Here is a 17,156-nt window from a genome sequence, read left to right on the forward strand (position 1 = left end):
CAAAAAAAATGCAGTAAGAAATTATCTTACTGCATTTTTTACTACTTTATAACTACTGATTGGCGTAGTGCGTCACAGCTTGTCATATCGTTTCGTTTCTAACTTTAACCTTATAAGTCAATAACTTATGCAGTGTTAAACAGTGTCAGAAACTTCAATGTGGCGGAAGCGGTGAGATTCGAACTCACGGAGGACTCACACCCTCGTCGGTTTTCAAGACCGGTGCATTAAACCGCTCTGCCACGCTTCACGCTTCCAACCGCTCTGCCACGCTTCCAATGGCGGCTATCATATAAATAAAAGTTCAACTTGGCAAATCTTTTATTCAAAATAATGCATCAACCGCTCAAAATAAAATCAACAGCCTGTAATTTTAAGCATTTTCAGGTTTTTCATAGCGAATGGAATTGATATACCACAGTTTTTTTCCCAAGGGTGTATGTACTTCTACTTCATCATCCACTTGTTTCCCCAGTAAAGCACGGGCCATTGGTGACTCAATCGAAATATGTTGCGGGTGATGATCGTAAATTTCATCGACCCCCACCAAACGCAATTTTTTTTGCTCCCCTGCATCATTTTCAATTTCAACCCAAGCACCAAAGTAGACTTTCCCCTCCTGCTCAGGTACATAGTCAACAATTTTTAATTCTTCTAAACGCTTTCCTAAGTAACGGACCCGACGATCAATCTTTCTAAGTATTTGTTTATTATATTGATAATCTGCATTTTCAGATCGATCTCCAAGGCTAGCGGCCCAATTCACTTTCTTGGTGATCTCAGGACGTTCATCATGCCAAAGCTTTTTGAGCTCGGCGACCAATAAATCATGTCCAGTACGCGTAATTAAATTCGATTTCATAAGCCCAAATACGTTAATACAACAGTCCATTTACAAGTTTTTGCATTGTATTCCTTATTTCGCCACCACTAAAGTGTATAAATTTTATTCTTTTCCAAATCATAGGTTTGTGATGCAACTCTCAGTTTTTTATTGTGCAAAATTTGACATTCTTAGTTTTGCCGCTTAATATGCGCCCCTAAGTTTGTTTTTGTTTATTTTTTATACACTTTGTAAATGTTGTGAAACATTTGCATCATTTTTCCCTTTAATCAATGTCATTTTGAATGACGTTCATGATTTGCCCACCCCTTATTGAATTTATCAACTTTTAAAAGTTAAGGCAGTGTTTTGCTGAACTTTTTGGGCATAAATTATCTGTAGCGGAGACAACATGCACAGTAATTCAAGTTCTGGGTCGAGGCCTAGCCTTAACTCTTTATCTTCCAAACGACCTTTTCAAGCTTTAGCCTTAGGAGTAGCCATCCTTCCTTTCAATAGCTTGAATGCTGAAAAATCACATCAATACAACACGATTGTGAACACCAATATTTTAACAGTGGTTGCGGTTGAAACCCCAACAACAGTGTTTAAAGAAGGTGAATTCCTACATGGTTTTGGTTACGATTTAGCGCGTAAATACGCACAAAGTTTAAATGTAAAGCTCGATTTTAAAACGGTTCCCGACAATGCCACGGCATTGAAATGGGTTGCACAAGGTAAAGCGAATATCGCGATGACCACAGCGAATCTGGCTGCAATTGAAAGTAAACAACTGGTTTCATTTTCAGCAAGTTGTGGTGACCAAGCAAGTTTGAGCAAAAATGGTTTAAATCCTCAGTTAAACTGGGTATTCAAACAAGCTGATGATCCGCTCACCCTGACCGCAAGTGGTTTTATCTGTCAAAGTAAGCAATCGGGTATGACCCAGCAATTGGCCTCGTTCTATAACCGCAATGTGGTTAAACCAGAGTCGTGGTCAACCATTCAAAGAGATTTGAAACAACGCTTACCGATTTATAAGGCCAGCTTTAAACAAAGCGCGTCTAAATACAATTTAGATTGGCACTTACTCGCAGCAATTGGCTATCAAGAGTCTTATCTTAAACCAAGCTCAGTTTCTCCCACTGGTGTCCGTGGTTTAATGATGTTGACCAATAGTACAGCCAAGGCAATGGGTGTGAGCAACCGCTCAGATCCTCTGCAAAGTATTCAAGGCGGTGCGAAATATTTTGATCTGATGCTAGACCAATTTGGCAATGTACCTTATCCAGATCGTAACTGGTACGCCTTAGTGGCATATAATATGGGACCTGGCGCAGTCAGCCAGATTCAAAAACGTATTCGTGCACAAGGCAAAGACCCGAATCAATGGGTCAACTTATATGACTATTTACAACGCAACCAAGCGCGAAATGGTCGCTATAAGCAAGCGGTACAATATGTAACGCGTATCCGTACTTATTTAGAACACCTCAAAACCAATAGCCGTATTGATGTCTAAATAGAGATAAAAAAAGCTTACCACTGGGTAAGCTTTTTTTTATGGCAACAGTAATTAAACTGTTTGCTCAAGTACTTTCTTAAATAAATCTTTTTGTTCTTGGCTTGGCTTCGCTGTTTGTAAAGCCATAAGTTGTGACATATCGCCTTGTACTTTGATTTTACCTGTCATGAATGCTTGCATTGCAGCAGCCATGTCAAACTCCAAGAATACTTTACGTAAAGTTTCAGCATCCATGTTCAAAGTTGTTTTCGCATTTGAAGATAAACCTTTTTGGATTTTACCTGCATCTAAAGCCAATTCAGTATTACCTGCTGCATCTGTTACAACCAAGTTAATCGCTAAATTCGCAAGTGCTGGTGGTAAATTTAAATCACCAGCTTCAGCAGTCAGTTTTTCAACAGTTGCAAACCAATCATCAGTTAAAAATGCAGCCATGATTATTCCTCAAATGTATTTGTTCAATTTCTTGTGCCATCTATCCAGACGACATCTCATGAAGCAATTTGCTTGTGCCCTGTTATAGCATGTAATTTTTAATTTAGGCTATGATTTTTTGTACGCGTGATTCAATTTTTAAATTTTTTATAAAAAAAAGGTACTTAAGCAGTACCTTTTAAAAAAAGTTTTACACTTTACTCAGCAGCAAAACTCAGATTCACCACATCCAAACGATTTTTCAGCTCTTCTGGATCTTTCATGTCAAATTCACGTTGACCATCCAATGCTTCAAAATCGAATAGCTCACGATCCGCCAATTGCGAGGGAGAAACATTCTGTAAGGCACCAAAAATACTGTGTAAGCGCTTCGGATGCTGTTTATCCCATTCACGCAACATATCATTAATAATGGCGCGCTGTAGATTTTCTTGTGAACCACATAAGTTACACGGAATAATCGGGAACTGGCGTAACTCAGCATATTTGATAATGTCTTTTTCTTCGACATAAGCCAAAGGACGAATCAAAATATTCTTTTTATCTGAAGAAAGTAATTTTGGCGGCATTGCCTTTAAGCTACCACCATGGAATAAATTCAAAAAGAAGGTTGCCATAATGTCATCACGGTGATGACCCAACGCGACTTTGGTTGCACCAATTTCTTGTGCAAAGCCATAAAGCGAGCCACGGCGCAGGCGTGAGCACACTGCACAATAGGTTTTACCTTCTGGGGTTAAACGTTTGGTAATGGTATAGGTGTCTTTTTCCAGAATGTAATACGGAATATTGTTTTCTTCCATATAACGTGGCAATACATCTTCTGGGAATCCCGGTTGTTTCTGGTCAAGATTCACCGCAACGATATCAAAATTGATCGGTGCAATACGTTTAAACTGCAACAAGATATCGAGCAAGGTATAGCTGTCTTTACCACCAGACACGCAGACCATGACTTTATCGCCATCTTCGATCATGTTGTAATCACGAATTGCATGCCCAACCTGACGACGAAGCTTTTTCAATAGACGATAATACGCTGAACTTGTCGGTAGTTCTGGCTTGAAATTAAATCCTTGATTGGACTCCACTGGCGCGTACATAGACGTGATTTACTCATAAACAAAAATACCGCAAGATTTTATCTCATTCCGAAAAAATGCGCATCTAAAGAATTTTTCAATTTCTTTCAATCGTCATATTTCAGTTTCATACTGGTAAAATTCTGATCAAAAAATGTCAAATTGGCCTAGATTGCTTATATTTCAAACTTTTCCACAGTTGTCCACAAAAGCTGTGGATAAATTTGTGGATTTCTTCGCTATTGACAAACTGTTTTTATCTTAAAATAAGGCTTCCCATTAGATTGATCATTTTTTAACCAATGATTTTATTAAAATAAAATCAACTAGTTACATAAGTCAAGACTTGGTTTTTAAAAAAAATATTTTAATTTTTTTTGCTGAACATTCGAACAAAAAGACTTGCTTTTTGTCCGACAGCCAAAAATAAAAAAATTGTAGCCAAAGTTCTTTTTTTACTTTTTTTTGTTAAACTGCTGTGAAGAACTTATGCTCATCCTTTCGTGAATATTATAATGATGAACAAAACAACGTATTTTTTTACCCTTTGCTTGGGGACAATCGGTTTTTTTAATGGCATAACTTCAAGTTATGCGGGGCAGACCATTTATCAATTTAAAGACAATAATGGCACTACCCTGCTCACCAATAAGAAAAAAGCCGAATACAGTCATTTAAAAGTGATTAAAGCCACCTATTATCCAGACAGTAATATCCATAGTTATAGCAACTGGGGCGCCAGTGAGGCCTCAGTACTGCCAAGCTATAGCCGTAATAAAAATGCCTTTGATCACCTGATTCGCCAAGCAGCACAACAACATGGTATTTCAGAAGGCTTAATTAAAGCCGTTATGCATACCGAATCAGGTTTTAATATTAATGCACGCTCACCGGTAGGTGCCCAAGGCCTGATGCAGCTCATGCCTGCCACAGCACGCCGCTTCAATGTCAATAATGCCTATGACCCACAACAAAACATCTTTGCAGGTGCACGTTATCTGAGCTGGTTACTTAAACGCTTTAATGGCGATACCCGACTGGCGATTGCAGCCTATAATGCAGGTGAAGGCAATGTGGATAAATATGGTGGCATTCCACCATTTCGTGAAACCCAAGATTATGTGCGTCGTGTGACCAGCCGTTATCAAAATCTTTATGCCTCAGGCTTAGGCAACTCGCTCAATACTTCCAACAACGCACCTACAAATGCCCAAGTATTGGCCCAATCGGCAAATTACACAGCCCCTGCCAATGAAACGACTGAAACCACACCAGCCCCAAGGCAATATAATCGCCAAATTATTACCCTTGACGATGGTACCTTTACCGATGCACCATCAGGAACATATACCACGACCAATGCCACTGCTTCTGCCAGAATACGCCTCAGTGATTAACAATTCAGGCCAGCTATTCTCGCAGAATGATTTTGCCTGATATTTTTTAGACAAAATTTCATTTAAGTCACTGTTTCATAGCCAATTCATCGTTTTATAGGCTAAATGTATCTGTGCCCACTTTTTGCTTGAATTTTTACAATTCGCCCTGCATATTAGCGTTATGATTTATAATTTATAAATCAGATCACTTTTTCTTTATAAGAGGGTTTTCTCAATGATGCGGATTGGTTTGTTCTTGCTAACCAACCTCGCGGTACTGGTTGTAGCTGGCATTATCTTGTCACTCTTCGGTGTCGGTAGTTACCATGGCGCGGGTGGCTTGAATCTAGGCAACCTACTGGTCATCTGTTTTGTCTTTGGTATGGTAGGTTCTTTAATTTCCTTATTCATGTCGAAGTGGATGGCGAAAAAAACCACTGGAACTGAATTAATCGACCCAAATGCACCTCGTAGTCAAGCAGAAGCTTGGTTATTACAAGAAGTCGCGCAATTATCGCAACGTGCAGGTATTAAAATGCCTGAAGTCGGTATTTTCCCTTCTTACCAATCCAATGCATTTGCGACAGGTTGGAATAAAAATGACGCCCTGGTAGCTGTTTCAACAGGTCTACTTGAGCGCATGAACAAAGATGAACTTCGTGCAGTACTCGCACACGAAATTGGTCACGTTGCCAACGGCGACATGGTGACCCTTGCATTGATTCAAGGTGTAGTGAACGCCTTTGTCATGTTCTTTGCTCGTATTGCAGGTGACTTTATTGACCGCAATGTGTTCGGTCGTGAAGAAGGTGAAGCACCAGGTCTTGCTTATTTTGCCATTACCATCGTACTCGACATCGTATTCGGTATTATGGCCTCTGCGATTGTGATGTGGTTCTCTCGTCAACGTGAATACCGCGCAGACGAAGCTGGTGCCCGTTTAGCAGGTAAACAAGCAATGATCTCTGCCCTGCTTCGTTTACAAGCAGAATCAGAAATGCCAGACCAAATGCCGAAAGAAATGAAAGCATTTGCGATTGCGGAAGGTAAGGAACAAGGCTTTAGCTTAGCGGCTTTATTCCAAACCCACCCAACTATTGAACAACGTGTTGCTGCCTTACAGCAATTAAATGTTCAATAATCAGTATCAGATAAATGATAAAGCCTCCATCATGGAGGCTTTATTTTTGCTTAAAAATCTAGTGGGCTTGAAAAGACTGATAAAATTGCCATAGATAGCTAAAACCAGCCCACACCGCGACAACCAATAAAATCAGCACAGCAATACCCAATAAATCGGGGATTCTTAACCAAATCCAACTCACGATCGGATTACGCCAAAAAGCTGATGTTTTCTGCTTTTGTTCCAGTGATTCGTGTAGAAATGGATGCACCACATGAATATCACTATGCACCTGATACTCTTCACGGATATGCGCATGTACGATTTCCAGTGTCCTGCGGCTTGGTCGAATAAAGACATCGAATACAGTGCCGACAATGGGAACAAATCCGACCAGCATATCCATAATTGCCAGCTTAAGCACACCTTTGAGTTTATGTTGCGGTACGCCCACTTCTCTGGCTTTTTTAAAGGCATATAGTGTCAAAACAAAACCCGCGATATCGCCAGCAAAAGGAATAGTACTCAATGCAGCATCGGCCCCGACTCCCTGTTTGGTAAAAGGAATCCGTACCAAACTATCCATGGTGTTGGCAAATTTGGCTAAATCACGCTCTACAGCGATGGCTTGCTGCTGAGTTAATTTTTTTTGTTCTGTTGGAGCTGTCATTCATACAACCTAAAACGATGTTTATGCTTGAGAATAAAGCAGATTTTCCATTTTGTCGGTACAATTATTATTACCAATCAGAATAAAATCATCGACGCGATAAATAAATACACCAATACCCCTGTCGCATCACAAATTGAGGTGACCAACGGCGCAGAAGCACTGGCAGGGTCAAGTCCAGCCTTATTTAAAATAAACGGCAAGCTCATACCAATCAGACAGCCCATCAGTACAATCCCCATCATACTCAGTGCCAGTACCAAGGCCACCATCTCATCACCACGGAAATAGCCCAACAATGACACTGCAACCGCCATGGTGCCACCTAAACATAATGCCACTAAGCTTTCTCGTCCTAACAAATGAAACCAGTCTTTGAACTGCACATCGCCTGTGGCTAAGGCACGCACCATCAAGGTCGAAGATTGAGATCCAGCATTCCCGCCACTTCCCACCAATAAAGGTAAAAAGAACACCAATACCAGATTTTTGGCAATGACATCTTCATAGTGGGCAATACCGATCCCCGACAGCAAGCTACCAAAGACCAAGAAAACCAACCAAAACACCCGTTTCTGGTAAAGTTGTAGAATGGGCGCAGATTTAATACTGAGCTTAGATGATGCATTGACCGCACCAACTTTTAAGAAGTCTTCGGTTGCTTCTTCACTCGCCACATCCATCGCATCATCGTAGGTGACGATCCCGACCATCATCTGTTGATGATCAATAATTGGCAATGCAAGCAAGTCATAACGAGCAATGGTTTTTGCCACTTCATCTTGGTCGGTATCGACATAAGCGGTTAAGACATTGGTCTCCATCAACTGGTTAATATTTTGCTCTTCAGGTGCAAGAATCAGTTGTTTTAAAGACAATACACCCAGAATTTTACGTGCTTCATCCAACACATAAGCAAAATAGATCATTTCGGTATCTGGTGCTTCAAGACGCAACATTTTAATTGCATCATTGACCGTCATATTCGGTTTTAAAGTCGCATATTCGGAGCTCATAATCGCCCCTGCTGTGCCCTCTAAATAGGAAGACAATTGGCGAATATCTTCGCGTTCCGCTTGCGCCAAAGCAGGCAACAACGCATTTTGTTGTTCTTCATCCAAACATTTGAATACGTCAGCACGTTTGTCCGATGACATTTCACCAATCAATTCAGCCAAGACATTTCTAGGCATGGCTTGGGCCAGTTTGACCTGTTCACTAGGGGGAAGATAGGAAAAGACATAGGCCCGATCGGGTAAATGCGTCAGCAGTAATTGACTCTGCTCAACCGCAAGTTGCGTTAATACATCGGCAATATCCACCGCCTGAAAGGTTTCAACCGATGCCAATGCAAGATCAATATGATTATTTTTAAGTGCGTCGTTTAATAAATACAAAAAATTATTGTAGCTCATGTCTGCCTCTTCACTACAAAACATCTGCAATGAAGGTGACTAGACGCAGCGTATTATTTTACTGTCGAATAGGGAGCTTCATTCAGATGTGAATCAAGATAAAAATGTGTAATTTGAAATAAACTACAACTCTGCGTGTCCATTTGGGAGATCAAACCTCATTCAACCGCTTATGCGGCATCGCAATACTACAAATATTTTTTTATATTCTCAACTTAGACAACAAAAATGAACAATTCGAACCTTGATGAATGGAACGAATTGTTCATTGCTGCCGCTGATTTTGACTGTGCTTAAGCCGTTTCAATTTTTACTTTTGGCTTAAACATGGTTCTGACCAACACGTACATAAACGGAATAAAGATCAGCACCAGAATTGTACCAAACACCACGCCACCAAACACACTATAGCCAATCGCTTGTCGGCTTAATGCGCCTGCACCACTAGAGAACATCAATGGAATCACACCCGCGCCGAAGGCAATCGAGGTCATCAAAATCGGTCTGAGACGGAGACCCGCAGCATGTAAAGCAGCGTCCAGTGCAGTCTGGCCTTGCTGCTGCAAACTTGCTGCGAACTCCACCATTAAAATGGCATTTTTACAAGATAGGCCAATAGTGGTCAGTAACGCAATCTGGAAGTAGATATCATTGGCAAAACCAAACCAATAACTAAACAAAATGGTTCCGCCAATCCCGAGCGGAATCGCGGCCATGACCACTGAAGGAATTGACCAGCTTTCATACAGTGCAGCAAGACAGAGGAAAATAAAGGCCACAGACACCAGATATAACCAGATTGCCTGATTACTGGACTCCTGTTCCTGATAAGACAAGCCACTCCATTCTAGTCCCACGTCTGGCATTTTATCGACTAAACCACGAATGGCCTGCATCCCCTGCCCACTACTAAAGCCATTTGCTGCATCTGCTTCCAAGCTGATCGCAGGATAACCCATAAAGCGCTCCAACATCGGTGGCGCACCTTGCCAATTAATCTGACTAAATTGTGAGAATGGCACCATCTGCCCATTGGCATTTTTGACATACCAGTAATTCAGGTCTTCGGGCTTCGAACGATACGGCGCATCCCCCTGCAAATAGACGCGTTTAATTCGTCCACGATCAATAAAGTCATTGATATAACTACCACTCCATGCCGTCGAGAGTGTGCGGTTAATTTCACTGACATTGAGACCATGAATCATCGCTGCTTTATGATCAATCTTGATATTCAGTACCGCCTGATCATCGTTGCCCTTTTTATCTAGATTTTCGACCGAAGGCAGTGCATTACCCTCTTGTTGTAAACTTCGGAAAGAGCTCAATAAGCTTTCTCGACCTAAGCCTTTGGTGTCCTGCAGCCAAAACTCCATTTTGTCAGAGTTACCTAAACCACGGATAACAGAAGGCATCAGCACCATAATACGCGCTTGATTATTTTGTGAAAAATACTTCATTGCACGCGCACGAATCTGCTGAGCGCTGTTTTCTGTACCTTTGCGATCATTCCAATGTTTTAATGAAACAAAAGCCTGCCCCAGATTTTGTCCTGTTCCTGAAAAGTTACGCCCATGAATCACCATCACGCCATTCAGGTTGGCCTTTTCATGTTCAAGGAAATAATCTGAAATTTGTTTTCCGACCTCTTCGGTCTTGCTCATCGGTGTCCCTTCCGGTAAACGGAATTGAACGCCTAACAAGCCTTGATCTTCTTGTGGTAAAAAGCTGGTTGGCAAATCACGATAAACCCAAATAAAACTACCGATCAGTAGTACGATCCCCAACAGCGAAATGGTTTTTAAGTTAATGACTTTTTGTGAAGCACGAAGATAACGCGTTTTAATATAGTCCAAACCCTGATTGAACTTGATCGCCCAACGTGCCTGTTTGTGCTGAGGCTTTAATAAAATCGCACATAAGGCAGGGGTTAGAATCAAAGCCACCAGCAAGGAAAGTCCCATGGCAACCACAAGCGTAATTGAGAATTGGCGGTAAATAATCCCTGTTGCGCCACTAAAGAAAGACATTGGAATAAATACGGCGGTCAGTACCAAAGTAATCCCGACCAAGGCACCACTAATCTCATGCATGGACTGAATTGAGGCTTGCTTGGCACTGAGTTGCTGTTCATGCATCAGCCGCTCCACGTTCTCCACCACCACAATCGCATCATCAACCAACAAACCAATCGCCAGTACCATCGCAAACAAAGTCAGGGTATTGATGCTCATCCCTAAAACCGCTAAAACGGCGAAAGTTCCAAGAATCACCACGGGCACAGTAACCGCGGGAATTAAAGTAGCTCGCCAGTTTTGCAGGAAGATAAACATCACCAAGACCACCAGCCCAATGGCTTCAATCAAGGTTGATACCACTTGCGACATCGACTCTTTTACGAAAGGTGTATCATCGCGTGGATAGACCACAAAATAGCCTTCAGGGAGCGCTTTTTCTAAGCGTGCCACTTCCTTATACACCGCATCGGCAACCTGCATTACATTGGCCCCAACCGTCAAGGACAGTGAAAGCCCCGATGCGGGATAACCATTTAGACGGTTAAACACCTGATAGTTTTCAGCACCGACTTCGACACGAGCGACATCTTTTAAATAGACAAAGCTGCCATCTGTATTGGCTTTGACAATGATATTTTCAAACTGTTCTGGTGTTCGTAATAAAGAACCTGAGGTGACTTTGGCATTTAAATATTGATCTTGAGCGGCAGGTAAATCTCCAATCGCACCTGCTGCTACCTGTGCATTCTGATTTTCCAAGGCTGAACGAACATCACTGACTTGTAATTGATAACGTTCTAGGCGCTGTGGGTCGAGCCAAATACGCATGGCATATTGCGACCCGAATACACTGACCTCGCCAATGCCTTCGATTCGACTGAGATTTAACTCAAAGTTATTGGTTAAATAATCTGAAATATCTAAATTGGTTGAACGCCCTGATTTATCTCCCAGACCAATCACCATAAATGAATCGCTCAGCGACTTGCGGACATTGACGCCTTGTCGTTGTACATCTTCTGGTAAGCGATTGATCGCGCCATTAATCGCATTTTGCACCTGAACCTGTGCTTGATCTGGATCTGTACCTTGGTCAAAGAACAAGCTGATTCGGCTATTACCACTGGCATCACTGCTCGAGTTGAAATACAGCAGATGATCAATACCTTTAATTTGTTGTTCTAAAACTTGGGTAACACTGTCTTCAACTGCTTGTGCATCTGCACCACTATAATTTGCCGCAACCGTAATTCGTGGCGGTGCAATATCGGGATAACGCTCCACTGGCAATTTTAGAATTGAAAACAGACCGACAGCCATGACTATGATTGCCAGTACACCAGCAAAGATCGGGCGATGAATAAAAAACTTAGATAACATGGCTGTTTTATTCCATTCTAGAAACAGTCAATTTTTCAAAAAGATAGCTAAAAAACGAATACTTTCGATCTACGATCATTACTGAGCTTTCAGGCAAACACCATCCCTATTAACATATCATTTCAAAAAGCAGAAATTGAGGAGGAATAATGGATTTTGATCAAGTTCAGCATAAATTAATGCGCTGTATTTGCACGAATTTAACAGTTTAACTGTGCTAACTCATTTAATTCACTGTGCAATCAAATACTTCTTAATTTAGAATTGACACATCCCCTCGTTAAACCGATATTAGCACGCTTAACTCCTCTCCCTCACTGTACTAGGCATATATGAAGGCCAGCTTAAAAAACTTGAATATTCTGCTGCTGATTTTGCTGCCTGCATTCATTACAGGCGGCTTGCTGATTGCCGCAGGTAATTTATCAGATGGTTTAAGGCTCGGCTTTTTGTCTCTCCCTGGTATTTTGTTTATCTATTTGGCCATTACACGGCAGAAAATATATTGGTACGTGCTTAGTATTGCTTGGTGGTTTATCGCTTGGCTAGATGCCTTGCTACGTTCCAGTACCTGGTTTTTATTCAATAGTGATAATGAAGCCTATTTTATTATTGAAGCGATTGCCAATACCAATCATCAAGAGATTTGGGGATTTTTACAGCTCCATCTAATCACGATTGCCGCAGTGGTTTTTGCTTTACTCAGCGTGCTGACTCTCTATAGTTTTTCTGTATTTAAACTGGTTAAACCTGTCCATTTTAGCCAACTCTGGCACAGTCGCCTTTATCGTAGTTGTATGATCTTATTGGTGTTATTAACCATTACCAGCTATGTGATGAAGCCCTCTCGAAAAGTCCACCCTATTATTTTTTGGACTGAGTTTGAGACTAAAATTGAAGACTTTAGAAATAGAATTAAGCAGCACAAAGATGTTCATCAGCAATGGGATGTTAGTGCTCGGCAAAATCTAACATTGACCCAACAAGCAGTTGGAAAACAGACCCATGTCTTGATACTTTCCGAAAGCCTCACCAGTTTGAATCTAGGTGTTTGCGGTTATGCACGAGATACCACACCTGAATTAGCGAAACGACTGGCTGATATCAAAGTATTCTGCAATGCTTTTTCACCCTCACCATCGACTATTAATGCATTACGGGTCTTGTTAACCGAAAGTCCTGCATCTGAACATGATCAATATTCGCCTGAAAGTGTTTTAGCGTACGCACGCGCTGCTGGCTATAAGATCTACTGGCTCAGCAACCAAGATGATACCTATCTGTCCTCTTTATTTGGTTCCTATGCGGACAAGGCCGTGTATAAAAACAATCGCTCTGGACGCAGCAGTACCTCTTTAGACGAAAGCTTGCTCCCTGATTATCAGCAAGCACTGGCAGACCCGGATCCGAAAAAGTTAATTATTCTTCACCTAGTCGGTATTCATCCAAATTATAAAGAGCGTTATCCGGCCTTGTTTAATAAATTCAGCAGTGAAAGTAATGATACTGTAGAGACCGAGCTGAAGAATCGCGATATTGACCCTTGGATTCGTTCCTTACGTAATGATTATGATAATGCCGTGCTATACGAAGACACTTTGCTGGCTCAATTTTTAGATAGCTTGAGAGCCGATGCGATACCTGACTTTAGATCATTCACGGTTGTGTCAGATCATGGTAATGAAGTTGGACATGAAATTGACTATGCTGGGCATAGTCCTAATACCAAAGCTGGCTATCAAGTTCCTGTGATCATGTGGTCAGATAAAATGCTCACTACGGGTGTCAATAAAGACAGAACCATCAATACCGCTGAACTTGATAATAATTTGATGCATATCATGGGACTCAAGGATAAGTCATCGCCTGGACAGTCTTATTGGCAAGATAAAAACTATCAATTTACCCCAGAGATCAATTGGCCGTATTGGAAGCAGAAATCCTGAAACCATACTCAACTATCCAGTTGTGATCACTTGCCCAACTGGATAGTTGCTATTAATTGCCTACATATTTCAAGATTCTTGATAATTTCATAAAAGCATCATGCAACTGTCATTGATTTGATAACTTTAACTTTCAAACTAGCCGCTTAAATAAAAAATGATGAGTTTATTCATGTTTAAAAAAGCTGCGCTTTGTCTCTGTTTGATCAGTCTTGCAGGCTGTAATGATGACGATAATAATCAAAGTAATACCACTCAACCTGAATATCAACTGCCAAAAATTTTAGTGATTGGACATCGTGGTGCCAGTGCACTTCGACCAGAGCATACCCTTGCCTCATATCAAAAAGCCATTGATGACGGCGCAGATTTTATTGAACCTGATTTGGTTTCAACCAAAGATGGTGTCTTGGTCGCACGCCATGAAAATGAAATCGGTGGTACCACCAATGTGTCCACCCTCCCTCAATTTGCGGATCGTAAAAAAAGCAAAGTCATTGATGGCGTCACTTTAGAAGGCTGGTTTACCGAAGACTTTACGTTGAAAGAGTTACAACAATTAAAAGCCCGTGAACGTATTCCACAATTCCGACCAGACAACCAAAAATATAATGATCTCTATACCATTCCAACCTTAGAACAAATTATTGAACTGGCAGAAGCACATTATAAAAAAACAGGCAAAATCATTGGCCTATATATTGAAACCAAACATCCGACCTACTTTCAGCAACAGAATTTGGCAATGGAAGATGCTTTACTCAAAACCTTATCCAAATATCAATACAGCCGAGATATTGCACCTATTTATTTACAGTCGTTTGAAGTTGGAAATTTAAAATATTTAAAAAGCCAACTCGACTTACACAAGAGTGTTAAGCATGCGCAATTGATTCAACTCTACGATGCGCCAGAAGCAAAACCTGCAGATTATGTCGCGCAAAACAATCCTAAAACCTATGCAGATCTGGCAACGGCACAGGGCCTCAAAGACGTTTCAAGCTATGCCAATGGCGTCGGTCCATGGAAAGTCTATGTCTTTAAAGATGCCGCAATGACACAAACCACCTCTTTTATTGCAGATGCACATAAAGTGAATTTAAAAGTACATCCTTATACTTTCCGCCCAGAAAACAACTTCCTACCTGACACATTGAAATGTAGTGCTGATGTTGCGAAAGCAGCTGAACGTTGCCCTACAGGATCACTCAAAGAAATGCAGCTTTATTTTAAAGCGGGGGTCGATGGCGTGTTTACCGATGATCCAGCCTTAGGCCGTCAAGCGGTACAGACCTATCAAGCAACGACGAAATAAGACTTAAATACACATAAAAAGGGCAGCTGAGCTGCCCTTTTATTTATAAGTGAAACTGTTGTTTTTGTTTGACCTGTTGCCATTGCCACCAACCATAAGCAGCCAAGCCAACAAAAGCCGCATAGAGTCCCGCGGTCAGAAAAACCTCTTTGTAAATAAACATGCCCACATAGATGATGTTGACAAAAATCCAGAGAATCCATGTGGCAATATGCTTACGGCTGGTCCAATAGGTTGCAAGTAAACTAAATGCCACCAATTGTGAATCTAACATCGGTACAGCAGCATCGGTAAAATGCTTCAGAAGCAAACCAAACAGCACACCAAAGATCAATGCTAAGCACATTTGCGCCAAAACAGTGGTCTTGGCAATTGGTTCAATCCGAATATCATGGTCTTCACGTTTGCCTTTGAGCCAATAATAGAATCCATAAACATTCATCGCAATAAAGAAAAATTGCAGGATCGTTTCACCATATAACTTAATGCTAAAGAAAAAATAAGCATACAAACTACACGCTAGAAAATTAAACCACCAGCACCACATATTGCGTCGAATGGTTAAGGTCACGCCAATCAAGCTAATCACTACCGCAAAAATTTCAAAGGCAGACAAGAGCAAACTTCTTTCAGAATTTGATGGCAACATTATGGAAAAATCTGCAATTTTAGCAATGCCCAATTGTTTATTTACTTTGCTTATATTTTTATCTTTATTTGAGAAAACGACTATTTTTCCACCTAAAGCCTATGTTATAAAAATCTAAAGCTAATTTAAGAATGTTGATATGTTCAGCAACAAAGTGTCTTCCCCACCCTTCATCATGATGTCGCATGCTATTTCTGCCCATGAAGCATGGCGACGTGTCTGCATTTTTATGCGAGGAGACTTTGTACAGCTTCATTCGATGACCCCTTAAAAAAAGCATCATTTGAATCCCAAGGTCGCCTCAACAGCGACCTTTTTTGTTGCCTAAATTTTTTAACCCCATCTAGCGTTGTTATAACAGGAACTTCAACATGAGCCAGTTACCCGAAAAGAATTTTATATCCAGCACACAGATACAGCCGGCTGTGGCCCTTGTTTCCCCTCGCCTTGCTACAGTCGGTCAATTTATTGCAGTCGTGCTGATCTGGTCATTCACACCTTTGGCCGCAGTTTTGACCGTGCACGAGATTCATTGGGCTTGGGGACTATTTTTCCGATTCAGTATCGCCATTCCATTGGCATTGATTTGCCTATTTTATTTTCGACAAAAGCTTATTCTGACACCTCAGGCCTTGATCAGTTATAGCGCAGGTGCTGTTGGATTATTTGGTTCTATGACTTTTTGTTATATGGGTGCAACCCGTGTTTCATCGGGTATGATTTCAATTATTTATGGCACGGCGCCACTCTGGTCAGGTCTGATTGCCGTGTTTATTCTGAAACGTGAACACTTTTTAAAACGTCAGTGGTATGGTCTCACACTGGCACTTTTTGGTTTGTCTCTGACACTGGGGATTGGTACTGATCATATTCAATTAGACTCACTTGGGGTGTTGTATGAAATGATTGCCGTATTACTATATGTCTTTTCCATGTTTGCCGTTGCCAAAGTTGGTGCCGAGATTCACCCCATTATCCAAACCACAGGTTCAACGCTAGTTTCATGGTTCGGTTATCTATGTTTATTGCCTTTTTTCCTCACTGAGGCACCAACGCAACTCCCTAGTCTGCAAACCAGTTTGGCCCTGCTGTATAGCGCCTTATTTTCTTCTGTGCTGGCCATGATTTTTTACTTTCATTTAATTCAGAAACTCAATCCAACCACAGTCATGCTGATTACCATTCTGACACCAGTGTTTGCCACCTGTTGGGGCATTTGGTTAAACCATGAACCTGTCAGCTCACATCTGGTTATTGGCTTAATGTTGCTGTGTTTCGGTCTATTTCTTTACGCCTATCGCAATCGACCACGCCCACAATAAATATGCAAATGGCTCGGTCAGGCAACAATACTGATCCGTGATAGCATCTATTGATCGGCTCAAGTACACTGTGC

Annotated in this window: 13 protein-coding genes; 6 read left to right on the forward strand and 7 right to left on the reverse strand. The window is 41.2% G+C overall.

Annotated elements, in window-relative coordinates; genetic code table 11:
- Window positions 1-373: 373 nt before the first annotated feature.
- Window positions 374-862: a transcription elongation factor GreB gene (gene greB / locus NG55_RS12725; RefSeq protein WP_005202026.1), complete on the reverse strand. Its 489-nt coding sequence runs from the start codon at window positions 860-862 to the stop codon at window positions 374-376.
- Window positions 863-1,235: 373 nt separating this feature from the next.
- Between greB and NG55_RS12730 the strand changes: the two genes are divergently transcribed.
- Window positions 1,236-2,345 carry an MltF family protein gene (locus NG55_RS12730; RefSeq protein ID WP_016660197.1) on the forward strand — a complete coding sequence of 370 codons (1,110 nt, stop codon included), beginning with the start codon at window positions 1,236-1,238 and terminating at the stop codon, window positions 2,343-2,345.
- 54 nt (window positions 2,346-2,399) lie between these two features.
- On the opposite strand, the gene NG55_RS12735 is transcribed toward NG55_RS12730, so the two are convergent.
- Both NG55_RS12735 and ttcA read right to left on the reverse strand, forming a co-directional pair.
- Complete coding sequence (locus NG55_RS12735; protein ID WP_065343469.1) at window positions 2,400-2,783, reverse strand: SCP2 sterol-binding domain-containing protein; 384 nt, start codon at window positions 2,781-2,783, stop codon at window positions 2,400-2,402.
- A 197-nt stretch (window positions 2,784-2,980) separates the two neighbouring features.
- On the reverse strand, window positions 2,981-3,886 hold the full coding sequence (ttcA, locus tag NG55_RS12740; RefSeq protein ID WP_004651954.1) for a tRNA 2-thiocytidine(32) synthetase TtcA: 906 nt from the start codon (window positions 3,884-3,886) through the stop codon (window positions 2,981-2,983).
- A gap of 497 nt (window positions 3,887-4,383) precedes the next feature.
- On the opposite strand from ttcA, the gene NG55_RS12745 reads away from it, so the two are divergent.
- Together NG55_RS12745 and htpX are read left to right on the forward strand one after the other, a co-directional pair.
- A complete protein-coding gene (locus NG55_RS12745) occupies window positions 4,384-5,262 on the forward strand; it encodes a lytic transglycosylase domain-containing protein (RefSeq protein WP_081401612.1) in 879 nt (292 codons plus the stop codon).
- Window positions 5,263-5,479: 217 nt separating this feature from the next.
- Window positions 5,480-6,385: a protease HtpX gene (gene htpX / locus NG55_RS12750; protein WP_016543056.1), complete on the forward strand. Its 906-nt coding sequence runs from the start codon at window positions 5,480-5,482 to the stop codon at window positions 6,383-6,385.
- A gap of 58 nt (window positions 6,386-6,443) precedes the next feature.
- Here htpX and NG55_RS12755 read toward each other — a convergent pair whose 3' ends face one another.
- From NG55_RS12755 to NG55_RS12765, 3 genes are all read right to left on the reverse strand, one after another.
- Entirely contained in the window at window positions 6,444-7,037 is a 594-nt protein-coding gene (locus tag NG55_RS12755) for a DUF4112 domain-containing protein (RefSeq protein WP_023271418.1), read from the reverse strand.
- Between the two features lie 77 nt (window positions 7,038-7,114).
- On the reverse strand, window positions 7,115-8,452 hold the full coding sequence (gene mgtE, locus NG55_RS12760; protein WP_065343470.1) for a magnesium transporter: 1,338 nt from the start codon (window positions 8,450-8,452) through the stop codon (window positions 7,115-7,117).
- 293 nt (window positions 8,453-8,745) lie between these two features.
- Window positions 8,746-11,850 (reverse strand): efflux RND transporter permease subunit, encoded by a 3,105-nt coding sequence (locus tag NG55_RS12765; RefSeq protein ID WP_065343471.1) that lies wholly within the window; start codon window positions 11,848-11,850, stop codon window positions 8,746-8,748.
- Window positions 11,851-12,182: 332 nt separating this feature from the next.
- Between NG55_RS12765 and NG55_RS12770 the strand changes: the two genes are divergently transcribed.
- A complete protein-coding gene (locus NG55_RS12770) occupies window positions 12,183-13,796 on the forward strand; it encodes a phosphoethanolamine transferase (RefSeq protein WP_065343472.1) in 1,614 nt (537 codons plus the stop codon).
- A 172-nt stretch (window positions 13,797-13,968) separates the two neighbouring features.
- The gene (locus tag NG55_RS12775; protein ID WP_016543051.1) at window positions 13,969-15,111 is read left to right on the forward strand and encodes a glycerophosphodiester phosphodiesterase; all 1,143 of its coding nucleotides are present in this window, start codon (window positions 13,969-13,971) and stop codon (window positions 15,109-15,111) included.
- 43 nt (window positions 15,112-15,154) lie between these two features.
- Here NG55_RS12775 and pnuC read toward each other — a convergent pair whose 3' ends face one another.
- Entirely contained in the window at window positions 15,155-15,760 is a 606-nt protein-coding gene (gene pnuC, locus NG55_RS12780; protein WP_016543050.1) for a nicotinamide riboside transporter PnuC, read from the reverse strand.
- A gap of 371 nt (window positions 15,761-16,131) precedes the next feature.
- Here pnuC and NG55_RS12790 point away from each other — a divergent pair, with 371 nt between their 5' ends.
- Window positions 16,132-17,082, forward strand: a complete 951-nt coding sequence (locus NG55_RS12790) for a DMT family transporter (protein WP_065343474.1) — start codon at window positions 16,132-16,134, stop codon at window positions 17,080-17,082.
- Window positions 17,083-17,156 lie beyond the last annotated feature (74 nt).

This window comes from Acinetobacter gyllenbergii, from assembly GCF_001682515.1.
Classification (GTDB): Bacteria; Pseudomonadota; Gammaproteobacteria; order Pseudomonadales; family Moraxellaceae; genus Acinetobacter; species Acinetobacter gyllenbergii.

Excerpts from the sequence above, each read along its gene's own strand:
- greB (WP_005202026.1), bottom strand. The coding sequence starts at position 862 with ATGAAATCGAATTTAATTACGCGTACTGGACATGATTTATTGGTCGCC.
- NG55_RS12730 (WP_016660197.1), top strand. The coding sequence starts at position 1,236 with ATGCACAGTAATTCAAGTTCTGGGTCGAGGCCTAGCCTTAACTCTTTA.
- NG55_RS12735 (WP_065343469.1), bottom strand. The coding sequence starts at position 2,783 with ATGGCTGCATTTTTAACTGATGATTGGTTTGCAACTGTTGAAAAACTG.
- ttcA (WP_004651954.1), bottom strand. The coding sequence starts at position 3,886 with ATGTACGCGCCAGTGGAGTCCAATCAAGGATTTAATTTCAAGCCAGAA.
- NG55_RS12745 (WP_081401612.1), top strand. The coding sequence starts at position 4,384 with ATGAACAAAACAACGTATTTTTTTACCCTTTGCTTGGGGACAATCGGT.
- htpX (WP_016543056.1), top strand. The coding sequence starts at position 5,480 with ATGATGCGGATTGGTTTGTTCTTGCTAACCAACCTCGCGGTACTGGTT.
- NG55_RS12755 (WP_023271418.1), bottom strand. The coding sequence starts at position 7,037 with ATGACAGCTCCAACAGAACAAAAAAAATTAACTCAGCAGCAAGCCATC.
- mgtE (WP_065343470.1), bottom strand. The coding sequence starts at position 8,452 with ATGAGCTACAATAATTTTTTGTATTTATTAAACGACGCACTTAAAAAT.
- NG55_RS12765 (WP_065343471.1), bottom strand. The coding sequence starts at position 11,850 with ATGTTATCTAAGTTTTTTATTCATCGCCCGATCTTTGCTGGTGTACTG.
- NG55_RS12770 (WP_065343472.1), top strand. The coding sequence starts at position 12,183 with ATGAAGGCCAGCTTAAAAAACTTGAATATTCTGCTGCTGATTTTGCTG.
- NG55_RS12775 (WP_016543051.1), top strand. The coding sequence starts at position 13,969 with ATGTTTAAAAAAGCTGCGCTTTGTCTCTGTTTGATCAGTCTTGCAGGC.
- pnuC (WP_016543050.1), bottom strand. The coding sequence starts at position 15,760 with ATGTTGCCATCAAATTCTGAAAGAAGTTTGCTCTTGTCTGCCTTTGAA.
- NG55_RS12790 (WP_065343474.1), top strand. The coding sequence starts at position 16,132 with ATGAGCCAGTTACCCGAAAAGAATTTTATATCCAGCACACAGATACAG.